The organism is Variovorax sp. 22077 (genome assembly GCF_052044195.1).
GTDB classification, from domain to species: Bacteria; Pseudomonadota; Gammaproteobacteria; order Burkholderiales; family Burkholderiaceae_C; genus Variovorax; species Variovorax atrisoli.
Map to the genome: position 1 here is coordinate 54,845 of NZ_JBQEQC010000006.1, position 23,543 is coordinate 78,387.

General features: G+C 68.2%; 20 protein-coding genes. 18 read left to right on the plus strand and 2 right to left on the minus strand.

From position 1 onward, the window contains the following. Positions 1-8: 8 nt before the first annotated feature. On the minus strand, positions 9-1,271 hold the full coding sequence (locus ACTJLF_RS10280; protein ID WP_440883017.1) for a M48 family metallopeptidase: 1,263 nt from the start codon (positions 1,269-1,271) through the stop codon (positions 9-11). A 59-nt stretch (positions 1,272-1,330) separates the two neighbouring features. Between ACTJLF_RS10280 and orn the strand changes: the two genes are divergently transcribed. The 6 genes from orn (at position 1,331) to ACTJLF_RS10310 (ending at position 8,018) form a co-directional block, all read left to right on the plus strand. Then, entirely contained in the window at positions 1,331-1,927 is a 597-nt protein-coding gene (gene orn / locus ACTJLF_RS10285) for an oligoribonuclease (protein ID WP_051127588.1), read from the plus strand. A 259-nt stretch (positions 1,928-2,186) separates the two neighbouring features. Continuing rightward, a complete protein-coding gene (locus ACTJLF_RS10290; protein ID WP_440883018.1) occupies positions 2,187-4,040 on the plus strand; it encodes a DEAD/DEAH box helicase in 1,854 nt (617 codons plus the stop codon). Between the two features lie 229 nt (positions 4,041-4,269). After that, on the plus strand, positions 4,270-5,343 hold the full coding sequence (locus ACTJLF_RS10295; protein WP_440883019.1) for an NAD/NADP octopine/nopaline dehydrogenase family protein: 1,074 nt from the start codon (positions 4,270-4,272) through the stop codon (positions 5,341-5,343). Then, positions 5,333-6,340, plus strand: a complete 1,008-nt coding sequence (locus ACTJLF_RS10300) for a 3-hydroxybutyryl-CoA dehydrogenase (RefSeq protein WP_354421675.1) — start codon at positions 5,333-5,335, stop codon at positions 6,338-6,340. Before ACTJLF_RS10295 ends, ACTJLF_RS10300 begins: the two co-directional genes overlap by 11 nt. Continuing rightward, a complete protein-coding gene (locus tag ACTJLF_RS10305; RefSeq protein ID WP_440883020.1) occupies positions 6,337-7,137 on the plus strand; it encodes an alpha/beta fold hydrolase in 801 nt (266 codons plus the stop codon). The genes ACTJLF_RS10300 and ACTJLF_RS10305 overlap by 4 nt, the downstream gene beginning before the upstream one ends. Positions 7,138-7,142: 5 nt before the next feature. Next, on the plus strand, positions 7,143-8,018 hold the full coding sequence (locus tag ACTJLF_RS10310; RefSeq protein WP_440883128.1) for a quinone oxidoreductase family protein: 876 nt from the start codon (positions 7,143-7,145) through the stop codon (positions 8,016-8,018). A gap of 18 nt (positions 8,019-8,036) precedes the next feature. Here the strand turns inward: ACTJLF_RS10310 and ACTJLF_RS10315 are convergent, their stop codons facing one another. Further along, positions 8,037-8,513: a MarR family winged helix-turn-helix transcriptional regulator gene (locus ACTJLF_RS10315; RefSeq protein ID WP_019654659.1), complete on the minus strand. Its 477-nt coding sequence runs from the start codon at positions 8,511-8,513 to the stop codon at positions 8,037-8,039. 144 nt (positions 8,514-8,657) lie between these two features. Here ACTJLF_RS10315 and ACTJLF_RS10320 point away from each other — a divergent pair, with 144 nt between their 5' ends. The 12 genes from ACTJLF_RS10320 (at position 8,658) to ACTJLF_RS10375 (ending at position 23,531) form a co-directional block, all read left to right on the plus strand. Then, the gene (locus tag ACTJLF_RS10320; protein ID WP_440883021.1) at positions 8,658-10,829 is read left to right on the plus strand and encodes a thiamine pyrophosphate-dependent enzyme; all 2,172 of its coding nucleotides are present in this window, start codon (positions 8,658-8,660) and stop codon (positions 10,827-10,829) included. A 137-nt stretch (positions 10,830-10,966) separates the two neighbouring features. Beyond that, positions 10,967-12,460: an indolepyruvate oxidoreductase subunit beta family protein gene (locus tag ACTJLF_RS10325; RefSeq protein ID WP_440883022.1), complete on the plus strand. Its 1,494-nt coding sequence runs from the start codon at positions 10,967-10,969 to the stop codon at positions 12,458-12,460. Positions 12,461-12,476: 16 nt separating this feature from the next. After that, complete coding sequence (locus tag ACTJLF_RS10330; protein WP_019654662.1) at positions 12,477-13,469, plus strand: PDR/VanB family oxidoreductase; 993 nt, start codon at positions 12,477-12,479, stop codon at positions 13,467-13,469. Between the two features lie 20 nt (positions 13,470-13,489). Beyond that, on the plus strand, positions 13,490-14,803 hold the full coding sequence (locus tag ACTJLF_RS10335) for an aromatic ring-hydroxylating dioxygenase subunit alpha (protein WP_440883023.1): 1,314 nt from the start codon (positions 13,490-13,492) through the stop codon (positions 14,801-14,803). A 118-nt stretch (positions 14,804-14,921) separates the two neighbouring features. Next, the gene (locus ACTJLF_RS10340) at positions 14,922-15,404 is read left to right on the plus strand and encodes an aromatic-ring-hydroxylating dioxygenase subunit beta (RefSeq protein WP_184605619.1); all 483 of its coding nucleotides are present in this window, start codon (positions 14,922-14,924) and stop codon (positions 15,402-15,404) included. A 10-nt stretch (positions 15,405-15,414) separates the two neighbouring features. After that, complete coding sequence (locus ACTJLF_RS10345) at positions 15,415-17,040, plus strand: AMP-binding protein (RefSeq protein ID WP_440883024.1); 1,626 nt, start codon at positions 15,415-15,417, stop codon at positions 17,038-17,040. Next, positions 17,037-18,212, plus strand: a complete 1,176-nt coding sequence (locus ACTJLF_RS10350) for a thiolase family protein (protein ID WP_126185404.1) — start codon at positions 17,037-17,039, stop codon at positions 18,210-18,212. Before ACTJLF_RS10345 ends, ACTJLF_RS10350 begins: the two co-directional genes overlap by 4 nt. Beyond that, the gene (locus tag ACTJLF_RS10355) at positions 18,209-19,462 is read left to right on the plus strand and encodes an SDR family NAD(P)-dependent oxidoreductase (protein ID WP_126185405.1); all 1,254 of its coding nucleotides are present in this window, start codon (positions 18,209-18,211) and stop codon (positions 19,460-19,462) included. The genes ACTJLF_RS10350 and ACTJLF_RS10355 overlap by 4 nt, the downstream gene beginning before the upstream one ends. Positions 19,463-19,582: 120 nt before the next feature. Next, positions 19,583-20,395, plus strand: coding sequence for a cyclase family protein (locus ACTJLF_RS10360; RefSeq protein ID WP_440883025.1), 813 nt, complete (start codon positions 19,583-19,585; stop codon positions 20,393-20,395). Further along, positions 20,392-21,126, plus strand: a complete 735-nt coding sequence (locus ACTJLF_RS10365; protein WP_440883026.1) for an SDR family oxidoreductase — start codon at positions 20,392-20,394, stop codon at positions 21,124-21,126. The genes ACTJLF_RS10360 and ACTJLF_RS10365 overlap by 4 nt, the downstream gene beginning before the upstream one ends. Positions 21,127-21,187: 61 nt before the next feature. Beyond that, positions 21,188-22,354, plus strand: coding sequence for an ABC transporter substrate-binding protein (locus ACTJLF_RS10370; RefSeq protein ID WP_440883027.1), 1,167 nt, complete (start codon positions 21,188-21,190; stop codon positions 22,352-22,354). A 22-nt stretch (positions 22,355-22,376) separates the two neighbouring features. Next, complete coding sequence (locus ACTJLF_RS10375) at positions 22,377-23,531, plus strand: ABC transporter substrate-binding protein (protein WP_354421663.1); 1,155 nt, start codon at positions 22,377-22,379, stop codon at positions 23,529-23,531. The last annotated feature ends 12 nt before the right edge of the window (positions 23,532-23,543 follow it).

A 23,543-nucleotide genomic window follows, 5' to 3' on the forward strand; every position in this document is an offset into this window, starting at 1 on the left:
CGACCGGGTCAGGCCGGGGCTGCCATGCGCGCGAGGCGCTCGGAAGCCGGGGGATGCGAATAGTAGAACTTGACGAACACCGGGTCGGGCGTGAGCGTCGATGCGTTGTCCTGGTAGAGCTTGAGCAGCGCGGCCGACAGGTCGGCGCCGCTGGTCTGGGCCACCGCGTAGGCGTCGGCCTCGAACTCGTGCTTGCGCGAGAGCTGCGCCGGCAAGGGCGCGACGAAGAAGCCGAACACCGGCACGGCCAGCATGAAAAGCAGCAGTGCCAGCGCGCTGTTGGGCGCCGCCATGTTGGGCTGCACGCCCAGGCCCGCATAGAACCAGACCTGCGTCGACACCCAGCCCAGCAGCGCGAAGCCGGCCAGGCTCAGAGCGAACATTGCGACCAGCCGCTTCACGATGTGGCGATGCTTGAAGTGGCCGAGTTCGTGCGCGAGCACCGCCTCGACCTCGCCGGCATTGAGCTGGCGCAGCAGCGTGTCGTAGAACACCACGCGCTTGCTGGCGCCGAAGCCGGTGAAGTAGGCGTTGGCATGGGCGCTGCGCGTGCTGCCGTCCATCACGAAGAGGCCCTTGGCCGCGAAGCCGCAGCGCTTCATGAGGGCGGTCACGCGCTCCTTGAGCGTGGGGTCGTCCAGCGGCTGGAACTTGTTGAACAGCGGTGCGATGAAGGTCGGGTAGATCAGCATCAACAGCAGGTTGAAGCCCATCCACGCGCCCCAGGCCCAGAGCCACCAGAACCGGCCGGCCGCGCCCATGAGCCAGAGGATCAGCGCGGCGATGGGCAGCCCGATCACCGCGCCCAGCAGCGTGGACTTGAGCGCGTCGGCCAGCCAGAGCTTCCAGGTCATCTTGTTGAAGCCGAAACGCTCCTCGAGCCTGAAGGTCTGCCAGAGCGTGAAGGGCAGCTCGAGCAGTCCGCCGATGGTCGCGAAGGCTGCCAGCAGCACCAGCTGCTGCACCATGCCGCCGCCGATCCAGCCCAGCAGCAGCTTGTTGAGCAGGTCGAGGCCGCCCAGCAGGGTCCACCCGAGCAGCAGCGCCGCGCTCCATGCCATTTCGACGAGGCCGAAACGCGCCTTGGCGATGGTGTAGTCGGCCGCCTTCTGGTGGGCGGCGAGGGTGATGGTCTGGGCGAAAGCGGGAGGGACGGTGCCGCGGTGCTGCGCCACGTGGCGAATCTGCCGCGTGGCCAGCCAGAACTTCACGAGCAGGCCAGCGACGATCGCAGCCGCGAAGGCGATGGTGAAGATGAGCGAATAGGACATGGATCGGCGAGTTTAGCCCTCGCTATCCGGTGCCGCAGCCCTTCGACGACAATCCTGCGATGCCCGAATCCCTTGACCCGACGCCCTCCGAGGCCACGCCCACCCTGAAGAAAAGCGACCAGAACCTTGTCTGGCTGGACTGCGAAATGAGCGGTCTGGACCCCGAGAAAGAGCGCCTGCTCGAAATCGCCGTGGTCGTGACCGGCCCCGACCTCACGCCCCGCATCGACGGCCCCGTGCTCGTCATCCACCAGAGCGACGCCGTGCTCGACGGCATGGACGCCTGGAACAAGGGTACCCACGGCCGCAGCGGGCTGATCGACAAGGTCAAGGCCTCCACCCTCGACGAGGCCGCCGCCGAGCAGCAACTGCTGGAATTCATCGCCAGGTACGTTCCCCGCAGCGGCTCGCCGATGTGCGGCAACACCATCGGGCAGGACCGGCGGTTCCTCGTCAAGTACATGCCCAAGCTCGAGGCGTACTTCCACTACCGCAACCTCGACGTGAGCACGCTGAAGGAACTGGCCAAGCGCTGGAAGCCGGCGGCCTACAACGCCTTCAAGAAGCAGCAGGCGCACACCGCGCTGGCGGACGTGCACGAATCCATCGAGGAACTGGCGCACTACCGAGAGACCTTCCTGCGCCTGGCAGATTGAACGGGGCACGGAATTAGGTAAAAACCCGGATTCGTGCCATAATCGCAGGCTTCGCTGGCCGGGCAGGCAAATTTGAGCCCGGTGAGCGTTTCTCGCATCTCCCTATCTTGCACACCGCGCCCGATCGCAGCTTTTGCTGATCAAAAAGGGCCGCAGCCTCGGGTACCCGCCCGGAGTTGAATGTCGTTGGATGGTTGATGTTTTTAACCACCCAACGGGGCGCCGTCCACGGCGGCGCTCGCGTTTGAGATTGAAATTCATGACCGACGCTTTTGAAGCGCAGGGCGAGTTCGCGCCTGTGCAATCCGCTACCCACAACGAATTCACCGCCGCCGCGGACACCGTGTCCGAGGCGCCCATCCTCGAGGCGCTGGACGCCGCTGCCCCCGAGGCTGCCGCCGCCGAGGAGCCCGCTGCTCCCAACGGCTTCATCAAGCTGGGCCTCGCGCCCGAACTGATCGCCGCCGTGGCCGACATGGGCTTCACCCAGCCCACCGCCGTGCAGGAAAAGGTCGTTCCCATTGCCATGGGCGACCAGGACGGCGCAGCCAAGTCGACGCGATTCGTCGACCTGATGGTCTCCAGCCAGACCGGCTCGGGCAAGACCGCGGCCTTCCTGCTGCCCGTGCTGCACACCCTCATCAAGCGCCAGGCAGAAGCCGAGGCTGCTGCCAGGGCCGAGTTCCAGCGCCTGGCCGAGGAAGCCGCCGCCCGCGGCGAAGCTCCTCCCAAGAAGGCGAAGCGCAAGGATCCGACCAACGCCCGCCATTTCAAGGCGGCCACGCCCGGCGCCCTGGTGCTGTGCCCCACGCGCGAACTCGCGCAACAGGTCGCGCACGACGCCATCGAACTGGTTCGCCACTGCCGTGGCCTGCGCATTGCGAACGTGGTGGGCGGCATGCCCTACCAGCTCCAGATCGCCCGCCTGCAGAACGCCGACCTGGTGGTCGCCACGCCGGGCCGCCTGCTCGACCTGCAGCGCTCGATGCAGATCAAGCTCGACCAGGTCAAGTTCCTGGTGGTCGACGAAGCCGACCGCATGCTCGACCTGGGCTTTGCCGACGACCTCGCCGAGATCAACCAGCTGACCATCGAGCGCCAGCAGACCATGATGTTCAGCGCCACCTTCGCGCCGCGCATCCAGCAGCTGGCCGCCCGCGTGATGCGCGAGCCGCAGCGCGTGACCATCGACAGCCCGCAGGAAAAGCACGCCAACATCAAGCAGGTACTGTTCTGGGCCGACAACGCCCAGCACAAGCGCAAGCTGCTCGACCACTGGCTGCGCGACACCAGCATCAACCAGGCCATCGTGTTCGCCAGCACGCAGGTCGAGTGCGACGGCCTCGCCAACGACCTGCAGCAGGACGGCTTCAGCGCCGTCGCGCTGCACGGCGCCCTGAGCCAGGGCCTGCGCAACCGCCGCCTGATGGCGCTGCGCAACGGCCAGGTGCAGATCCTGGTTGCGACCGACGTGGCCGCGCGCGGCATCGACGTGCCGACCATCACCCACGTCTTCAACTTCGGCCTGCCGATGAAGGCGGAGGACTACACCCACCGTATCGGCCGCACCGGCCGTGCGGGCCGCGACGGCATCGCCGTCACCTTCGCGGAGTTCCGCGATCGCCGCCGGATCATGGACATCGAGCACTACAGCCGCCAGCAGTTCAAGGCCGAGGTGATTCCGGGCATGGAGCCGCAGCAGCGCATGCCCCAATCGCGCCCCGACTTCGGCGGCCGCGGCCGTGAAGGCCAATCGCGCGATCGCAAGTTCGGTGGTGGCGGCGGCTACCGTGGCGGCAATGGCGGCGGCTACGCCGGCGCCAGCGGCTTCAACGACCGCAACTCGCGCGGCCCGGGCGCATCGGGTCCGCGCGGCGGCTATCAGGGCCAGAACGCCGGCTTCGGCGGCGGCCGTGACGAAGGTGGCAACGGCGGCGGCTACGGCCGCAAGCCGGGCTGGGGCGACAGCGCTCCGCGCGGCGGCCATGGTCACGGCGGCGGCCGCGGCGACGGCGGCTTCGCGCCCCGCGGCAATGGCGCCGGCCATGGCGGCCCGGGCAAGGTGTTCGTGCCCCGCGACGCCCAGAAGCGCGCGTTCAAGCCCAGCCGCTGATCCCTTGGGGAACGCAGCCTTAGGGCCGCATCCCCCTTCATTGCGAAAGCCCGCGTTCTCACGAGCGCGGGCTTTTTTCATTTCGGACGCGTTCCGGGTTTCCGAGCACGCCGATGCCGTCGAGTTTGATTGACATCTGAATCGATGAAAAGTAATGTAATGGCGCATCGCTTCCCCGGGGTCGTCTCTCGACTGCCGGTTCATCGACACCTGCTTTTCGACTTTCGACATGAAAATTGCGATTCTTGGGGGTGGTCATGGCGCCTACGCGGCTGCCGCGGACCTGTCTGAAACCGGCCATGAAGTGCGCCTGTGGCGCCGCGATGCCGCAGCGCTCCAGCCGCTGCTGCGTGCCGGCGCGATCACGCTGAAGGACGCCGACGGCTCGCGCGATGTGCCCATCGCGCTCGCCACCGCCGACATCGGCGCCGCCATGCAAGGCGCCGAGCTGATCGTCATCCCGACCCCCGCCATCGCCCAGCACGACATCGCTCTTGCCATGGCGCCGTACCTGGTCGATGGCCAGGTCGTCTTCCTGCCGCCGGGCACCTTCGGCAGCTACGTGATGGCGCGCACCGTGAAGGACGCCGGCAGCCATGCCGACGTCGCCTGGGCCGAAACCGGCACCTTGCCCTATCTGGCGCGCAAGCACGGCGACCGCGAGGTCAACGTCACCATCCGCGCGATCCGCCTGCCGACCGGCGTCTATCCGGCCCGCAAGGAGGCGCAGGCCATCGAGGTGATCCGCAAGGCCTATCCGGCGGTGCATGGCTGCGGCGACGCGCTCTCGGGCGCGCTGATGAACGCAGGCCCCGTCATCCACCCGCCGCTGATGGTGATGAACGCCGCGCCGCTGCAGCACTTCGAGCGCTGGGACATCCACAACGAGGGCACGCAGCGCGCCGTGCGCGACGTGACCGACCGTCTCGACCAGGAGCGCATCGCAGTGCGCGAGGCCTTCGGGCAGGGCTCGCCGCACTATCCGCTGGCCGACCACTACAACAACGACCGCTGGATGTACGGCGATGCGCACAAGAAGCTCGTCAAGTCGGGAGACTGGCGCGAGAACATCGACCTGCACAAGCACCGCTACATCACCGAAGACACCGAGCTCGGCCTCGCCTTCCTCGCCTCCGCCGCGCGCCATGCGGGCGTGGATGCACCCATCGCGCACGGCCTGCTGGCCATCGTCGGCGGTTTCCTCGGGCGCGACCTGCGGCGCGGCCCCCGTACCTTCGAGAGCCTGGGCTTCGCCGGCCTGAGCACCGCGCAGCTCAAGCAGAGGCTCCACGATGGCGAATGAAACCTCCTCGCTGCCTCGCTTCGCGGCCGTGGGCGCGGGGCGCATGGGACGCGGCATCGCCATCGCGTTCGCCTATGCCGGCCACCGAATCTCGCTGATCGATCTGCGCCAGCGCACCGATGAAGCGTGGCAACGGCTGCGCGGCGAAGCGAAGGCAGAGATCGACGCCAGCCTCTCCGGGCTCGCGCAGCTCGGCGTGATCGACGAGTCGCAGATCGCCGACATCGCTGCGCGCGTCGATTTCGTCGATGCCGCCGCTGCCCCGCACGCACTGGCTGCGGCAGAGCTCGTGTTCGAGGGCGTGCCTGAAACCATGGAGGCCAAGCGCGATGCCTTCGAGCAGCTCAACCGCCATTGCCGCGACGACGCGATCCTCACCTCGACCACCAGCAGCATCCTGGTGACGCAGCTGGCGTCGCTGGTGCGGCTGCCGGGGCGCTTCCTCAACATGCACTGGCTCAACCCGGCGTACGTGATTCCGGTGGTCGAGCTCAGCTGCCATCCCGCTACCGATGCCGCAGTGCTCGCACGCACCAAGGCGCTGATGGAAGAAATCGGCAAGCTGCCCGTGGTCTGCGGTGCATCGCCCGGCTACATCGTCCCCCGCCTGCAGGCGCTGGTGATGAACGAGGCCGCACGAATGATCGAGGAGGGCGCCGCCACCGCCGAGGAAATCGACAAGGCCACCCGCTACGGCCTGGGCCTGCGCTTCGCGGCACTGGGCGTGGTGGAGTTCATCGACTTCGGCGGCTGCGACATCCTGCATCACGCGAGCCGCGAGATGTCGGCGTCGCTCGACGCCGGCCGCTATACCGCGCCGGCCATCGTCGGGAAGATGGTCGAAGAGGGGCGGCTCGGCCTCAAGAGCGGCAGCGGCTTCTACGAATACGAGGGCCGCGATGTCGCGGCCTACCGGCGCGACGTGCTCTCTCGCACGCTAGGCGAGCTGCGGCATGCGGGCCTGTGGCGCGCGCCTGCCGACCGGACCCTGTCATGAGCATCATCCGCCGCGCATTCGCCGACCTGTCGGTGGGGCAGGTGCATTACGCGGCATGCGGTGACCGTACGGCACCGGCCGTGCTGCTGCTGCATCAGTCGCCGCGCAGCTGGAACGAATACCGCGCGGTGCTACCGCTGATCGGCGCGCGCCGCAGGGCCATCGCGATGGACACGGCCGGCTTCGGCGACTCCGCCGACGGTGGAGTGCCGGCAAGCATCGAGCAATGGGCGCGCGTGGCCCGCGAACTGCTCGATGCGCTGGGCATCGAGAAGGCCGACGTGGTGGGCCATCACACCGGCGGCGTCATCGCGGTCGAGCTTGCAGCGGCGTTTCCGCAGCGCGTGCGCAGCCTGGTGTTGTCGTCCACGCCGTACACCGACGAGGCCTTTCGCAAGGCGCGAGCGCAGCGTCCGCCCATCGACGAGGTCGCGCCGAGCGAAGACGGCAGGCATCTCGCCGCGCTCTGGCAGAAGCGCCAGGGCTTCTATCCGGCCGGCCGCCCCGAACTGCTCGAAGCCTTCGTGCTCGATGCATTGAAGGTCGCGCATGTCGAAGAAGGGCACCGTGCCGTGGCGTCGTACCGCATGGAAGAGCGCCTGGGCCGCATCGCGCAGCCCGTGCTGATCGTGCGCGCGACCGACGATCCTTTCGCTGCTCCCCATGCCGCTGAACTGCAGCACCATCTTCCGCAGGCGCGCATCGTCGACATCGAAGGCGGCATGGTGCCGCTGCCCGATCAGATGCCCGAGGCCTTTGCCCGCACGGTGCTCGACTTCCTGGAGAACCTGCCTTGAAAGCTGTGCGCATCCACGGATTCGATGCCGTGCCCGTGCTGGAGGAGATCGCCGAGCCCATCGCGCAGCCCGGGCGCACCATCGTGCGCATGGAGGCTGCGACGGTCGGGCACATCGACCGCACCGTGTGGCGCGGCAGCTTCCTGCGGCATCCGCCATTGCCCTACACGCCGGGCGTGGAGGCCGCAGGGGTAGTCGTCGCGAGCGGGCGTTTCCAGGTGGGCCAGCGCGTCTGGCTGCGCGGAAGCGGCCTGGGCACGCTCTTCGACGGCACATGGTGCGAGCTGATCGATGCGCCCGACGAAGCGCTGGGCCTGTTGCCCGACGACGTGCCGATGACCCTGGGCGCTGCCTTCTTCTCTCCGACGACATCCGCGTGGGTGGCGCTGCATGAAGTCGCGAAGCTGCAGGCGGGCGAACAGGTGCTGGTGACTGGGGCGAGCGGCGCCGTCGGCTCGCTCGTGATGCAGCTTGCCCGCGATGCCGGCTGCGTCGCGATTGCGGTCGCTGCCGATGCGCAGCCGCCGGAAGCCGGCCTCGCCGATCTGCTCGTGGATACCGTCGGTGGAGATGTGCTCGCTCGTACGCTGCCTGCAGTGCGCCCGGGTGGCCGGGCAGTGCTGGTCGGCTACACGGCGGGCCCGACGCTGTCGCTCGACATCGCGCATTTCCTGCAGCGCGACGTGTCGCTGCTGCCCCTGAACATGTTCCGGCGCGAAGCGGAAGGCCGTGCGGCGGTTCCCGAACTGCTGGCACGGCTTGCCGATGGGCGCCTGCATCTTGAGGTGCGGCCCTTCGCACTGGCGGATGCCGCCATCGCACTCGACTGGATCACCCAGCGCGGCCACCGCGGCCGCGCCGTTCTCGTGCCCCGCCTCTGAGCGGCGGAGCAGGCGCGCTCAGTCCTCTTCCGGCTCGTCGGCCGGCAGGCGCATGTGCAGGTCGATCATCTGCCGCAGCGTCTGCTTGAGCTCTTCCGCGCGGCGCAGCCCGAAGGGCTCCAGCACGCGCCGCTCGTGCTCGCGTGCAAGTTCCATCAGGTGCTCGACGGCCTTGAGCCCCTTGCGCGTGATGCGCACCAGCGTGATGCGGCGATCACTCTCGTGGGGCAGGCGCTCGACCTGTCCGCGTGCTTCCATGCGGTCCAGCAGCCGCGTCACCGTGGGCTGCTTCGTCACGGTGACCTGCGCGAGCTGGCCGATGCTGACCGGCTCGCTGCCCGCGAGCGAGGCCATCACGCGCCACTCCGACACGGAGAAGCCCTGCTGGCGCGCCACTTCGTGGAACTCCGAGGAGATCAGCTGGCTGGCCTGCGCGAGCAGCGCAGGCAGGTAGTCATCGACGAAGCGATGCGATTCGGCGGGTTGATCAGCCATGAAGGCACCTCACAGTCGCCACGGGCACGCTGCTTGCATGTCTAGGGTAATTCATGATTGTGGATACATTCATTTGTCAACATTATAGAAAGCACGATGCAACCTCCTGGTCGCATCGTCCCACGACAGACAACAAGGACCCCGATGGCAGAGCGTTCATTCGTTGAAGAAGTCAAGAAACTGCGGCTTTCTGGTGGGGAAGTCTTCAGGGGTGAGGGCATTCTGGCCGTCACCAAGGCCCTTCTGGAGTCGGGAGTTTCCTATGTGGCCGGCTACCAGGGCGCACCCATCTCGCACCTGATGGACGTGCTTGCCGATGCGCAGGACATCCTCGCAGAGCAGGGCATCCGCTTCGAGAACAGCGCGAGCGAAGCCACCGCGGCCGCCACGCTCGCAGCCTCCGTCAACTACCCGCTGCGCGGTGCCGTCACCTTCAAGGCCACCGTGGGTACCAATGTGGCCTCCGACGCGCTGGCCAACCTGGCCTCGGGCGGCGTGACCGGTGGCGCGCTCATCATTGTGGGCGAGGACTACGGTGAAGGCTCGTCGATCATGCAGGAGCGCAGCCACGCCTTCGCGATGAAGTCGCAGATCTGGCTCCTCGATCCGCGGCCCAACCTGCCCAGCATCGTCGATGCCGTGAAGCAGGGCTTCGATCTCTCCGAAGCCAGCAACACGCCGGTGATGCTGCAACTGCGCATCCGCGCCTGCCACGTGCACGGCCACTTCGTCGCGGGCGACAACAAGCTCGCGAAGTTCACGCTGAAGGACGCGCTCGAGAACCCGCAGCGCGATGTCGGCCGCATCGTGCTGCCGCCCGCGAGCTTCGTGCACGAGCAGGAGAAGGTGAAGGACCGCTGGCCCGCTGCCGTGCGCTTCATCGAGGAGCGCAAGCTCAACGAGTTCTTCTCGGAAGACGCCGACGACATCGGCATCATCGTGCAGGGCGGCAGCTACAACACGCTGGTGCGCGCCCTCGAACGCCTCGGCCTCGCGGACGTCTACGGCAACACCCAGGTGCCGCTGTACGTGATGAACGTCGCCTATCCCGTCATCGAGAGCGAGGTGATCCGCTTCTGCGAAGGCAAGCGCGCGGTGCTCGTGGTGGAAGAGGGGCAGCCCAACTTCGTCGAGCAGAACCTCGCGACCATCCTGCGCCAGGCCGGGTCCTCCACGGTGCTGCACGGCAAGGACATGCTGCCGGTGGCCGGCGAATACACCGCCTCCGAGCTGCTCAAGGGCGCGCGCAGCTTCTGCGAGCGCTATGAACGCCTCGCGCCATTGCCGGTGCCCGCGCCCGTGCGCAAGGTGATCCCGCTGACCGAGGTCGCGGCCGAGCCTGCGCAGCCCGTCGCGCCGCTCGGCGAAGTGGTCCACGCCCGTCCGCCCGGCTTCTGCACCGGCTGCCCCGAGCGCCCCATCTTCAGTGCGATGAAGCTGGTCGAGCGCGAGCTCGGCCCGCACCACGTGAGTGCCGACATCGGCTGCCACCTGTTCTCCATCCTGCCGCCCTTCAACATCGGCAACACCACCATGGGCTACGGCCTCGGTGGGGCGGGTGCCGCTGCGCTCAATGCGCCCGCAGGCAAGCGCGCGATCTCGATGATGGGAGACGGCGGCTTCTGGCACAACGGCCTGACCAGCGGCGTCGCCAACGCGGTCTTCAACAAGAGCGACAACCTCACCATCGTCGTCGACAACAACTACACCTCGGCCACCGGCGGGCAGGACATCCTCTCGTCGAACGCCGTCAACAAGACGCGCAGCACGGGCCACGAGATCGAGAGCGCCGTGCGCGGCGTGGGCGTGAAGTGGGTGAAGACCATGCGCCGCACCTATGACATCGCCGGCATGCGCGACGCGCTCAAGGAGGCGCTCACCACCAGGGAGAAGGGCCCGAAGGTGCTGATCGCGCAGTCGGAGTGCATGCTCAACAAGCAGCGCCGCGAGAAGCCGCTGGTGCGCAAGGCCATCGCCGACGGCAAGCGCATGGTGCGCGAGAAGTTCGGCGTCGACTCCGACACCTGCACCGGCGACCACTCCTGCATCCGCCTCTCGGGCTGCCCGTCGCTGTCGATCAAGCCCAACCCCGATCCGCTTCGCACCGACCCGGTCGCGGCCGTGCTCGACAGCTGCGTGGGCTGCGGCGTGTGCGGCGAGGTCTCGCACGCTGCCGTGCTGTGCCCCTCCTTCTACAAGGCGCAGATCGTGAGCAACCCCAGCCGCTGGGACCAGCTGCGCGAGCGCGTGCGCGCGGCCGTCATCGGCTGGATGCAGCGCGGCGAGGCTCGCCGCCGTGAAGCCTATGCCTTCTGAATGAGTCCCTCCATGCAAAGCAAAAACATGGTGTCGAAGTTCCAGGGATGCCGCGGAACCGGCTTTGCCGGGCCGCAGGTATCGCCCCCGGTAGGGGGTTGGCGGCTACACGAAGTGAGCAAGCCTGGGGGGGAGCAATGAGCCCGATCAAGATCGCGATCCTCGCCATGGGCGGTGAGGGCGGCGGCGTGCTCGCCGACTGGATCGTCGACATGGGCGAGGCCAACGGCTACGTCGCCCAGACCACCTCCGTGCCGGGCGTGGCCCAGCGCACCGGCGCGACCATCTACTACGTCGAGCTCTACCCCGCGGCGCAGGCCAAGGCCGACAGCGGCACCCCGGTGCTCGCGCTGATGCCGCTGCCGGGCGACGTCGACGTGGTGCTCGCATCCGAGCTGATGGAAGCCGGCCGCGCCGTGCAGCGTGGCCTGGTCACGCGCGAGCGCACCACGCTGATCGCCTCCACGCACCGCGTGTTCTCCATCGCCGAGAAGAGCGCGATGGGCGATGGCCGCGTCGACAGCGGCCAGCTCCTGGCCCACACCGCGAACGCAGCCAAGCGCTTCATCCGCTTCGACATGGCCCAGGCCGCCGAGGCTTCGGGCAGCGTGATCAGCGCGGTGCTCTTCGGTGCGCTGGCGGGCTCGGGCGTGCTGCCGTTCAGCCGCGCGCAGTTCGAGGCGACCATCGAGCGCGGCGGCGTAGGCGTGAAGCCCAGCCTCAAGGCCTTCGGTGCGGCATTCGAACGAGCTCAGGGCGGCGACGATGGCGAGCCGGCGAAGGAGGCACCGGTCGCCGCCCCCGCGCCACAGCCGCGACACCCTGCGGTACGCGCACTGGTCGAGCGTGTGCACAACAGCTTCCCGACGGCAGCACAAGACCTGCTGCTCGAAGGCGTGCGCCGGCTCATTGACTATCAGGACCCGGCCTACGCCGGCCTCTATCTCGATCGCATGGCCGCCGTCGCGGCCTTGCCCGCGGGCGACCACCGCCTGCTTCGCGAAACCGCGCGCCACCTCGCGCTCTGGATGTCCTACGAAGACACCGCGCGCGTCGCGGCGCTGAAGACCCGCGCCACCCGTTTCGAGCGCGTGCGCGGCGAGGCGCGCGTGCAGCCCGGCCAGGTGCTCGCCATCAACGAATACATGCATCCGCGCCTGCAGGAGATCTGCGAGACGCTGCCTGGCGGCATCGGCCGCTGGCTCATGAACTCCACGCTGCCGAAGAAGATCGTCGAGCGCTTCACACAGCACGGCCGCGTGATCCAGACCAGCTCGCTGCGCGGCTACCTCATGCTGCGCATGGTGGCGGCATGCAGGCGCTGGCGCCTGTCGACCATGCGCTACGCGGAGGAGAACCGCCGCATCGAGGAATGGCTGCAGCGCATCGCCGCCACGGCGCAGCGCAATCCGGACCTTGCCGTCGAGCTCGCCCAGTGCCAGCGCCTCGTCAAGGGCTACAGCGACACGCACGAGCGCGGCATCCGCAACTACGACACCGTGATGCGCGCCTTCGAGCGCGCGGGCGACAGGCTCGCACCGGCCACGCTGCGCGAACTGCGCGACGCCGCGCTGGCCGACGAACACGGCCACAAGCTGCAGGCCGCGCTGGCGCAGCACGCGCTGGCCTGAAGAGAAGAGAACGACGATGAGCACAAATCCAGCCACCCTCTCGCTGCGCGTTGCCGAGGCGCGCGAACTGAACCCGCTGATCCGCATGCTGCGCCTGCGCGCCGACGACGGCCGCGCGCTGCCCGGCTTCGCGGCGGGTGCCCATATCCGCGTGCAGGTGTCGCTGCCCGGCGGCAAGACCGACTGGCGCCACTACTCGCTCATCAACTTCGACACGGCGCGCAACGCCACCAACGCACCGACCGAGTACGTGATCGCGGTGCGCAAGGAGGCCGAAGGCCGCGGCGGCTCGCGCTTCATGCACGACGGTCTGAAGGAGGGCGACACCATCGCCATTGAGCCGCCGAAGAACGACTTTCCGCTGCACACCGGCCCGGGCGGCACCGTGCTCGTGGCGGGCGGCATCGGCGTCACGCCCATGGCCACCATGGCCGCGCGCCGCCGCGCCGAGGGTGCTGCCGTGCGCATGCACTACGCCGGTCGCAGCCGCGAGCTGATGGCCTTCCTGCCCGAACTGCAGGCGCTGCTGGGCGACGACCTGCACGTGCACGCCGATGCAGAGGCTGGCGCGCCGCTGGCCATCGACGCTTTGCTCGATGGCGTTCCTGCAGGCGACCGCCTGTATGTGTGCGGCCCCAAGGTCATGCTCGACGCGGTGCTCGAACGCACCCAGGCACGCGGCTGGGAGCACGACCGCGTGCACTTCGAGCTCTTCAACGAGCCCGTCGCGGAAGAGGGCGACCAGCCCTTCGAAGTGGAGCTTGCCCAGTCGGGCCAGCGCTTCACGGTGCCGGCGGACCAGAGCATCCTCGACTGCCTCATCGAGCACGGCTGCGACCCGATGTTCGACTGCAAGCGCGGCGAATGCGGCGTGTGCGCAGTGCCCGTGCTCGAAGGCGAGATCGACCATCGCGACTACGTGCTCACAGCCCGGGAGAAGGCGGAAGGCAACGTCATGCAGATCTGCATCTCGCGCGCCAAGGGGGCGCGCCTCGTGCTGGACATCTGAAGCAAGGAGCCACCAGAGCCATGACCTCCTACAGAGACAACCCCGATGCCATCCGTGCGCTGGTGCAGAACGACCGGGTGCACCGCGACCTGTACACCAGCCAGGAGCTCTTCGAGCTGGAGCAGGAGCACTTCTTCGCCAACACCTGGAACTACGTCGGCCACGAGAGCCAGCTGCCCAGGCCCGGCGACTGGATCAGCAACGAGATCGCAGGCCGCCCGCTGATCGTGGTGCGCCACTCCGACGGCAGCGTGCGCGTGATGATGAACCGCTGTGCCCACAAGGGCTCTCGCCTCGTCAACGGGCCCTGCGGCAACACCGGCAAGTTCTTCCGCTGCCCCTATCACGCCTGGACCTTCAAGACCGACGGCGCGCCGCTGGCGATTCCGCTGAAGACGGGCTACGAGAACACCCAGCTGCACGAGTGCGAGTCGGGCAAGGGCCTGACCACCGTGAAGCACGTGCGCAGCCACCGCGGCTTCATCTTCGTGAAGATCAACGATGCCGGCCCCGATTTCGACGAGTACTTCGGCGACTCGTTGAGCTCCATCGACAACATGGCCGACCGCTCGCCCGAAGGCGAACTGGAGATCGCCGGCGGCTGCCTGCGCTTCATGCACCAGTGCAACTGGAAGATGTTCGTGGAGAACCTCAACGACACCATGCACCCGATGGTGGCGCACGAGTCGTCGGCCGGCACCGCCAAGCGCATGTGGGCCGACAAGCCCGAGAGCGAGCCCAAGCCTATGGCGGTGGAGCAGTTCGTGCCCTTCATGTCCGACTACAAGTTCTTCGAGGACATGGGCATCCGCACCTACGACAACGGCCACAGCTTCACGGGCGTGCACTTCAGCATCCACAGCAAGTACAAGGCGATCCCCGAGTACGACAACGCGATGAAGGCCCGCTACGGCGAGGAGAAGACTGCGCAGATCCTCGGCATGGCGCGGCACAACACCGTCTACTACCCGAACCTCACGATCAAGGGCGCGATCCAGGCGATCCGCGTGGTCAAGCCGATCTCCGCCGACAAGACCCTCATCGAGAGCTGGACCTTCCGCCTCAAGGGCGCGCCGCCCGAGCTGCTGCAGCGCACCGCCATGTACAACCGCCTCATCAATTCGCCTTTCTCGGTGGTGGGCCATGACGACCTGCAGGCCTATCGCGGCATGCAGGCCGGCCTGCAGGCGAGCGGCAACGAGTGGGTCAGCCTGCACCGCGACTACGACCCGGCCGAACTGAAGGGCGGCGAGATCACCACCGGCGGCACCAACGAGCTGCCGATGCGCAACCAGTACCGCAGCTGGGTCCAGCGCATGACGGAGACAATGTAATGGCCAACCCCCAGGCTTCGCGCACTTCGTGTCGCTTCTCCAACCCCCTTGCAGGGGGCAACACCAGCGGCCCGGCAAAGCCGGTTCCGCGGTGTTCCTCGAATGAGGGGGTGCTCGAATGACATCGGTGACGCATCAGGACCTGATCGACTTCGTCGTGAACGAGGCGTACCTGCTCGACACCCGCCGCTACGAGGAGTGGAACGCGCTCTTCACCGACGACGCCTTCTACTGGATACCGTTGATTCCCGACCAGGAAGACGGCCTCAACCACACCTCGCACCTCTACGAGGACAAGCTGCTGCGCGACCTTCGCATCGAGCGCCTGAAGAGCCCGCGCGCCTTCTCGCAGCAGCCGCCGAGCCGCTGCCACCACCTGCTGCAGGTGCCGGTGGTCGAGCAGTTCGACGCGGATGCCAACTGCTACGTGGTGCGCACCTCGTTCCACTACACCGAGTCGCAGGGCGACGAGATCCAGTTCTACGTGGGCACTTTCTTCCACCACCTCACGGTGCAGGACGGCGCGCTGCGCATGACGCTCAAGCGCGTCAACCTGCTCAACTGCGACGCGGCCCTGCCGGCCGTGCAGCTCTTCATCTGACAGGGACGCGATGCCACACGCCACCGTCCATCAAGTCTTCGCGGCCACGGCCGCGCGTACGCCGCAGGCCGAATTCCTCTTCACCGAATCGGTGACCGCCGCCGCCTACGGCATCGAAGCGGGCGCCATCCACTGGGGCGATGCGGCGGAGCGCATCGAGCGCCTGCGCACAGCCTATGCACGGGCCGGCTACGGCCACGGCCATCGCGTCGGCCTGCTGCTGGAGAACCGGCCGGCCTTCATCTTCCACTGGCTCGCGCTGAACGCGCTGGGCGTGAGCGTGGTGCCGATCAACGCAGAGATGCGCTCGGCCGAACTGGTCTACCTGATCGGCCACAGCGAGATCGGCCTGGCCGTCACGCTGCCGGAGCGCGCGGGCGACCTGCGTGCCGCGGCTGCGAAGGCGGGCATCGCCTTCGAGACCATGGGCCCAGACGATGATGTGCCTCCCGCGAAGACAGCCGCGCCGCGCGCCCACGAGCCCGTGGGTGTCGACACCGAATGCGGCCTGCTCTACACCTCCGGCACCACGGGCCGTCCCAAGGGCTGCATCCTGAGCAATGCCTACTTCCTGCGCGCAGGCGAGTGGTATGCGGCGCTCGACGGCGTGTGCAGCATCCGGCCCGACAGCGAGCGCGTGATCACGCCGCTGCCGCTCAACCACATGAACGCGATGGCCTTCTCCACCATGGTGGTGCTGGTCGCTGGCGGCTGCCTGGTGCAGCTCGACCGCTTCCATCCGAAGACCTGGCTGGCGAGCGCGAAGGAGAGCGGCGCGACCATCGTCCACTACCTGGGCGTGATGCCCGCCATGCTGCTGTCCGCGCCTGCATCGGCAGCCGACCGCGACCATGCCATCCGCTGGGGCTTCGGCGCGGGTGTGGACCGCAAGAACCACGCGCCCTTCGAGGAGCGCTTCGGCTTCCCGCTGGTCGAGGCCTGGGCCATGACCGAGACCGGCGCGGCCGCCTGCATCATGGCCAACCGGGAGCCGCGCCTGGTGGGTACCAGCTGCTTCGGGCGGCAGGAGGACTTCGTCGAGATCCGCCTCGTGGGCGACGACGGCAGCGATGTCGGCGTCGATGCACCGGGCGAACTTCTGGTGCGCTCGGCCGGCCCCGATCCGCGGCGCCACTTCTTCTCCGGCTACCTGAAGGACGACGAAGCCACGCGTGAAGCCTGGGCCGACGGCTGGTTCCACACCGGCGACCTGGTGCGCCGCGATGCCGAGGGCAACTTCTTCTTCGTCGACCGCAAGAAGAACGTGATCCGCCGCAGCGGCGAGAACATCTCGGCCGTCGAAGTCGAGAGCGTGCTCAACCAGCATCCGGCCGTGAAGGCATCGGCCGTGGCCGCCACGCCCGACGAGGTGCGCGGCGACGAGGTGCTTGCCTGCATCGTGATGCGCGAAGGCGTCGATGGCTCGAAGCCGCAGCAGACGGCGGCCAGCATCGTGGAGCACGCGCTCGCGCAGCTCGCCTACTACAAGGCGCCCGGCTACGTGGCCTTCGTCGATGCGCTGCCGCTCACGCCCTCGCAGAAGATCCAGCGCGGACAGCTGCGCGAGATGGCGCAGTCGCTCCCCGGCCAGGCCCATTGCATCGACACCCGCTCGATGAAGAAGAGGCAGGCATGACGGCGAAGCGGCGGCTTTCCTATGAGGGCGTGGCGGTCGCGGTGCCCGTGACCGTGCCCTACGTGCGCTACTCCACGCGCACCGCGCACTGGTTCGTCGGGCAGGCCATCGAGGCGCTGGTGAAGGCCAGCGGCGTGCCCAAGGAACAGATCGACGGCCTGTGCCTCAGCAGCTTCTCGCTCGCGCCCGACACGGCCGTGGGCGTGACGCAGCACCTGGGCCTGTCGCCGCGCTGGCTCGACCACGTGCCCACCGGCGGTGCCTCGGGCGTGATGTGCCTGCGCCGTGCGGCGCGCGCGGTGCAGGCGGGCGATGCCGACATCGTGGCCTGCGTGGGGGCCGACACCAACCACGTCGATTCCTTCCGCCAGACCCTGGGCAGCTTCAGCAACTTCGCACGCGACGCGAGCTATCCCTACGGCTCTGGCGGCCCGAACTCGATCTTCGCGTTCATCACCGCCAACTACATGCGCACCTATGGCGCCCGGCGCGAAGACTTCGGCCGCATCTGCGTGGACCAGCGCACCAACGCGCTGGGCAACCCGAACGCGATGTTCAAGAAGGGGCTGACGCTCGACGAGTACATGGCCGCGCGGCCCATCTCCGACCCGATCCATCTCTTCGATTGCGTGATGCCCTGTGCCGGTGCCGACGCCTTCCTCGTGATGAGCGAGGAGCGCGCCCGCGACCTCGGACTGGCGCACGTGGTGGTCCGCGGCGCCATCGAGCGCCACAACGCCTACGCAGAAGACCCGGTGATGGTGCAGGGCGGCTGGCGCAAGGACCGCGACGACCTCTACGCGCAAGCCGGCATCCGGCCCGCGGAACTCGACTTCGTGCAGACCTATGACGACTACCCCGTCATCGTGATGATGCAGTTCGAGGACCTGGGCTTCTGCGAGAAGGGCGAAGGGCCGGCCTTCGTGCAGGCCAACACCATGACCTTCGACGGCAGCTTTCCGAACAACACGAGCGGCGGGCAACTGTCTGCCGGGCAGGCCGGTGCGGCGGGCGGCTTCCTCGGCATGGTCGAGGCGATCCGCCAGTTGATCGGCGAAGCCGGCGCGCGCACCGTGCCCGACGCACAACTGGGCCTCGTCGCCGGCTTCGGCATGGTGACCTACGACCGCTGCCTGTGCACAGGCGCGGTGATCCTCGGGAGACCGGCATGACGATGCCCCTGATGCGCCCCCCGCGCAAGAACCCGGTGCTGCGCACCCGGCAGATGAACCTGCCGCCAGGCGCTCGCGGCCGCGTGGCGCTGGGCCTGACCGCTGCCGCGGCCGAAGGCCGCTTCGAGCTCCAGACCTGCGACGACTGCGGCACGGTGCAGTACCCGCCGCGCGAGGTCTGCCACAAGTGTCTTTCCGCCGCGCTGCGCTGGCGGCAGCAGAGCGGCGAGGGCGAACTGCTCGGCAGCACCACGCTGCATCACAGCAACGATCTGTTCTTCCGCGAGCGGCTGCCCTGGCGGCTGGGCCTGGTGCACCTGGATGCCGGCCCCACGCTCATGGTCCACCTGCACGGCGAGGTCGGTGACGCGCCGCAGCGCGTGCGCGTAGGCGCCCGGCTCGACCGCGCGGGCCAGGCCGTTCTCATTGCTTTTCCGAACGAAGGGAGTCCCCACATGGCCGACGACAAGATGCTGCGCGAGATGACCAGCGACCCCAAGTTCCGCAAGGTGCTGGTGACAGACGGCAAGACCGAGACCGGCCAGGCCATCGTGCGCGCGCTGGTCAAGGCCGGCGCCGACATCGTCTGGGTCGGACACGCCGAGCCCTGGAAGAAGATGGGTGACGGCCTCGACGACATCTCGGCGCTGCCGCAGGTCACGCTGGTGCCGCTGGACCTGACCAACGGCCGGCAGGTGACGGAGCTTGCGGGCTCCATCGGCGGCAAGGTCGACATCGTCATCAACAACGCGGAGGTGCACCGCACCTTCGGCATCGGCGCACGGCGCGGCACCGACGTTGCCAAGGCCGAGATGGACATCAACTACTTCGGACTGCTGCGCCTGGCGCAGGAGTTCGGCCCCGCGCTCAAGGGCCGTTCTGCGGACGGCGTGACGGGCGCGACGGCGTGGGTCAATCTGCTGTCGATCTACGCGCTGAGCAACTTCCCGCCGCACGGCACCTTCAGCGCCTCGAAGGCGGCGGCGCATTCGCTCGCGCAATGCCTGCGCGCGGAGATGCGGCCTGCGGGCATCCGCGTAATCAACGTGTTCCCCGGTCCCATCGACGACGAATGGAACCAGCACACGCCGCCGCCCAAGCTCGCGCCCGCCGCGCTGGCCAACGCCATCGTGAAGGCGCTGCGCGACGGCGTGGAAGACGTGTACCCCGGCGACGTGGCACAGGAGTGGCTGGAGCGCTGGCGCGACAACCCCAAGGTGCTCGAGCGCGAGCTGGCCGCAGGAGCATGAGGCACACCCCCAGGCTTCGCGCACTTCGTGTCGCTTCGCAAACCCCCTTGCAGGGGGCAACACCTGCGGCCTGGCAAAGCCGGTTGCGCGGTGTTCCTGGAATAGAGATCGGAGAATGAAATGACGAGAGCCACAGAACCGATGTCCACCGCCGAGATCCTCGGCGGTCTGGTGACCGCCATGGCCAGCGGCCGCATCCGCGTGATCGACCTCACGCAGACGCTGACGCCCGAGTTCCCGCAGATCGCGCTGCCGCCCGAGATGGGCCAGTGCTGGCCCTTCCGCATCGAGGAGGTGTCGAAGTACGACGAGCGCGGTCCCGGCTGGTACTGGAACAACTTCTCCTGCGGCGAACACACCGGCACGCACTTCGATGCGCCGATCCACTGGATCTCGGGCCGCGACCTGCCGAACAACTCGGTCGACACCATCCCCGTGCAGCACTTCGTGGCGCCGGCCTGCGTGATCGACTGCTCGCCGCAGGTGAAGGACGACCCCGACTACTTGCTGACCCTGGAAGACATCGAGGCCTACGAGGCTGCCCATGGCCGCATCCCGAAGGGCGCATGGGTGCTGATGCGCACCGACTGGTCGAAGCGCACCGACCCCGAGGCCTACCAGAACTTCGACGCGACGGGCCAGCACACGCCGGGCCCGAGCACCGCGGCCGTGCGCTTCCTGGTCGAGCAGCGCGACGTACTGGGCTTCGGCTCGGAGGCCATCGGCACCGATGCAGGGCAGGGCTACCACCTGCGCCCTCCGTACCCGTGCCATTACTACATGCACGGTGCGGGCCGCTACGGGCTGCAGTGCCTGAGCAACCTCGACCTGCTGCCGCCTTCGGGTGCGGTGCTGATCTGCCCGCCGCTGAAGATCGAGAAGGGCAGTGGCAGTCCGCTGCGCGTGCTGGCGCTGGTGGGAGCGCAGGCATGAGCGCGGCTGCCCCCAGGGTCGCAGCCGTCACCGGCGGCAGCGCCGGCATCGGCAAGGCCATCTGCGAAGACCTGCTTGCACAGGGCTACGAGGTGGTGTCGCTCGCGCGCCGCAAGGCCGAGATCGACCATCCGAAGCTGCACAGCATCGAGGTCGACCTGAGCGACCGCGCCGCCACCGGCGAGGCGGTACGCGAACTGGTCGGGCGCTTCTCGCCCACCACCGTCGTGCACAACGCCGGCGTGATCCGAGCCGCGCTGCTGCCCGACGTGAAGCTCGACGACCTCGACGCGCTGGTCGACCTGCACCTGGGCTGTGCGATCCAGCTCGTGCAAGGTGCATTGCCCGCGATGCGTGCGCAGCGCTTCGGCCGCGTGGTGCTGCTGTCGTCGCGCGCTGCGCTGGGGCTGACCACGCGCACCAGCTATTCGGCCACCAAGGCCGGCATGCTGGGCATGGCGCGCACCTGGGCGCTGGAGCTTGCGGCCGACGGCATCACGGTGAACGTGGTGGCACCGGGCCCCATTCGCACCGACATGTTCTACGACGTGGTCGAGGCCGGCAGCGAGAAGGAACGCGCGCTCGCCGCATCGGTGCCCGTCAGGCGGCTAGGCGAATCGGCCGACGTGGCACGCGCCGTGCGTTTCTTCGCCGATGCCGACAACAGCTTCGTCACTGGCCAGGTGCTGTACGTGTGCGGCGGCACCAGCGTCGGCAGCCTGGCCCTCTGAACCTGTTCTTCCTTTCCTGCTTTCTCTCGTCCCTCAAAAAAACCACCTCTGGAGCTCCGCCATGAAAGTACTGAATCGAATTCGCACATTCGCGGCCATCGCCGCGGGCCTCGGCGCGCTGAGTGCCGCGGGCGCGTGGGCCGCCGATCTCAAGGTCGGCTTCATCACTTCGATGTCGGGGCCGGTGTCGTCGCTGGGCATTCCATACGACAAGGGCATGAAGGCGGCCGTGGCCTACAAGTCGGAAGTCGGCGGCCGCAAGGTCCAGGTGATCCAGCTCGACGACGCGTCCGACCCGTCCACCGCGGCGCGCAACGCGCGCAAGCTGATCGAGGAGGACAAGGTCGACGTCATCATCGGCACGGCCGGCGCACCGGGTTCGCTGGCGATCGCCGGCGTGGCGCGCGAGACGAAGACGCCGCTGATCTCCATCGCCAACGCCGACCTGCCCGGCGACGACGGCGCATGGATGGTGACGCTGCCCCAGCCCGCGCCGCTGATGATGGGCGCGATGGTCGAGAAGATGAAGCAGTCGGGCGTGAAGACGGTGGCCTACATCGGCTATTCCGACGCCTGGGGCGACCTGGTGTACGACGCACTGATGAAGTCGGCGCCGGCTGCGGGCATCAAGGTGGTGAGCAACGAGCGCTATGCGCGCAACGATTCGTCGGTGGCCGGGCAGGTGCTGAAGATCGTGGCGCTGCGCCCCGACGCGGTGATCACCGGCGCATCGGGCACGCCCGGCGCGCTGCCCTACCTGGCGCTGCAGGAGCGCGGCTACAAGGGAAAGATCTACGGCATGCATTCGCTGATCAACCCCGACTTCATCCGCGTCGGCGGTCCCTCGGTCGAAGGCCTGCTGGCACCCACGGGCCCGGTGGTGGTGGCCGAGCAGCTGCCCGACGCCAACCCGATGAAGAAGATCGCGATGGACTTCCGCTCCGCCTTCCAGAAGGCCAACGGCGCGCCGCCCACCGACACCTTCTCGGCCTACAGCTTCGATGCTTGGCTGATCTATCTCGACGCCGCGCAGCGCGCGCTGGCCAGCAAGGCCGAACCCGGCACGCCGCAGTTCCGCGTTGCGCTGCGCGATGCCATCGTGAGCACCAAGGAGCTGGTGGGCACGCACAGCGTCTACAACTTCAAGCCGACCGACCGCTACGGCTCGGACGACCGCTCGCGCGTCGTGGTGCGGCTCGACAAGGGCCAATGGAAGCTCGTCCCCTGAAACGCCCGACCTGAAGACCCCCATGAAAAAGATCACCCGCATCCTCGCCGCCACGGCCGCCGCTACAGCCGCACTGGCAGCGGCGCAGGCCATGGCCGCCGACCTGAAGATCGGCTTCATCAGTTCGCTCTCCGGCCCGGTGGCCGCGCTGGGCGTGCCCTACGAGAAGGGCATCCGCGCCGCCATCGCGGAGCGCCCCGAGATCGCCGGGCGCAAGGTGCAGCTCATCGTGCTCGACGATGCCTCCGACCCCACCACCGCGGGCCGCAACGCCCGCAAGCTGGTGACCGAGGACAAGGTCGACGTGCTCATCGGCACCTCGGGCGTGCCGGGCGCGATGGCCATCGCCTCGGTGGCGCGCGAGCTCAACACGCCGCTGATCTCGCCCACGCCGGTGACCATTCCCGGCCCCGAGGGCGCGTGGACAGTGACGGTTTCGCAGCCTTTCCAGCTCATGGTGGCGGGCGTGGTCGAGCGCATGAAGGCGTCGGGCGTGAAGACGGTGGCCTTCATCGGCTTCTCCGACGCGCTGGGCGACCTGGCGTACGACTCGCTGGTCAAGAGCGCCGACGCCGCCGGCATCAAGGTGGTGGCGAACGAGCGCTATGCGCGCAGCGATTCGTCGGTGGCCGGGCAGGTGCTGAAGATCGTCGCGGCCCGGCCCGACGCGGTGTTCGCGGGCAACTCGGGCACGCCCGGCGCGCTGCCCTACATCGCGCTGGCCGAGCGCGGCTACAAGGGCAGGATCTACGGCACGCACGGCCTCATCAACGCCGACTTCGTGCGCGTGGGCGGCGCCTCCATCGAGGGCCTGCAGGTGCCCAGCGGCCCGGTGCTGGTGGCCGACCAGCTGCCCGACAGCAACCCGATTAAGAAGGTGTCGATGGGCTTTCGCAATGCGTACCAGAAGCTCAACGGCGCGGTGCCGACCGATGCCTTCTCGTCGTACACCTACGACGCCTACCTGCTGCTGGCCGACGCGGCCTCGCGCACCAAGGGCGAGCCCGGCACGCCGGCCTACCGCACGGCGCTGCGCGATGCGATCGTGAGCACGAAGGAGCTGGTGGGCACGCACGGCGTCTACACCTTCAAGCCCGACGACCGCTACGGTTCCGACCAGCGCGGCGTGGTCATCGTGCAGATGACAAAGGGCCAGTGGAAGCTGGTGCCGCAATGAGCTCGCCCCCAG

Bases quoted from the DNA above. Each gene is read 5' to 3' on its own strand.
- ACTJLF_RS10280 (WP_440883017.1), bottom strand. From the start codon at position 1,271: ATGTCCTATTCGCTCATCTTCACCATCGCCTTCGCGGCTGCGATCGTC.
- orn (WP_051127588.1), top strand. From the start codon at position 1,331: ATGCCCGAATCCCTTGACCCGACGCCCTCCGAGGCCACGCCCACCCTG.
- ACTJLF_RS10290 (WP_440883018.1), top strand. From the start codon at position 2,187: ATGACCGACGCTTTTGAAGCGCAGGGCGAGTTCGCGCCTGTGCAATCC.
- ACTJLF_RS10295 (WP_440883019.1), top strand. From the start codon at position 4,270: ATGAAAATTGCGATTCTTGGGGGTGGTCATGGCGCCTACGCGGCTGCC.
- ACTJLF_RS10300 (WP_354421675.1), top strand. From the start codon at position 5,333: ATGGCGAATGAAACCTCCTCGCTGCCTCGCTTCGCGGCCGTGGGCGCG.
- ACTJLF_RS10305 (WP_440883020.1), top strand. From the start codon at position 6,337: ATGAGCATCATCCGCCGCGCATTCGCCGACCTGTCGGTGGGGCAGGTG.
- ACTJLF_RS10315 (WP_019654659.1), bottom strand. From the start codon at position 8,513: ATGGCTGATCAACCCGCCGAATCGCATCGCTTCGTCGATGACTACCTG.
- ACTJLF_RS10320 (WP_440883021.1), top strand. From the start codon at position 8,658: ATGGCAGAGCGTTCATTCGTTGAAGAAGTCAAGAAACTGCGGCTTTCT.
- ACTJLF_RS10325 (WP_440883022.1), top strand. From the start codon at position 10,967: ATGAGCCCGATCAAGATCGCGATCCTCGCCATGGGCGGTGAGGGCGGC.
- ACTJLF_RS10330 (WP_019654662.1), top strand. From the start codon at position 12,477: ATGAGCACAAATCCAGCCACCCTCTCGCTGCGCGTTGCCGAGGCGCGC.
- ACTJLF_RS10335 (WP_440883023.1), top strand. From the start codon at position 13,490: ATGACCTCCTACAGAGACAACCCCGATGCCATCCGTGCGCTGGTGCAG.
- ACTJLF_RS10340 (WP_184605619.1), top strand. From the start codon at position 14,922: ATGACATCGGTGACGCATCAGGACCTGATCGACTTCGTCGTGAACGAG.
- ACTJLF_RS10345 (WP_440883024.1), top strand. From the start codon at position 15,415: ATGCCACACGCCACCGTCCATCAAGTCTTCGCGGCCACGGCCGCGCGT.
- ACTJLF_RS10350 (WP_126185404.1), top strand. From the start codon at position 17,037: ATGACGGCGAAGCGGCGGCTTTCCTATGAGGGCGTGGCGGTCGCGGTG.
- ACTJLF_RS10355 (WP_126185405.1), top strand. From the start codon at position 18,209: ATGACGATGCCCCTGATGCGCCCCCCGCGCAAGAACCCGGTGCTGCGC.
- ACTJLF_RS10360 (WP_440883025.1), top strand. From the start codon at position 19,583: ATGACGAGAGCCACAGAACCGATGTCCACCGCCGAGATCCTCGGCGGT.
- ACTJLF_RS10365 (WP_440883026.1), top strand. From the start codon at position 20,392: ATGAGCGCGGCTGCCCCCAGGGTCGCAGCCGTCACCGGCGGCAGCGCC.
- ACTJLF_RS10370 (WP_440883027.1), top strand. From the start codon at position 21,188: ATGAAAGTACTGAATCGAATTCGCACATTCGCGGCCATCGCCGCGGGC.
- ACTJLF_RS10375 (WP_354421663.1), top strand. From the start codon at position 22,377: ATGAAAAAGATCACCCGCATCCTCGCCGCCACGGCCGCCGCTACAGCC.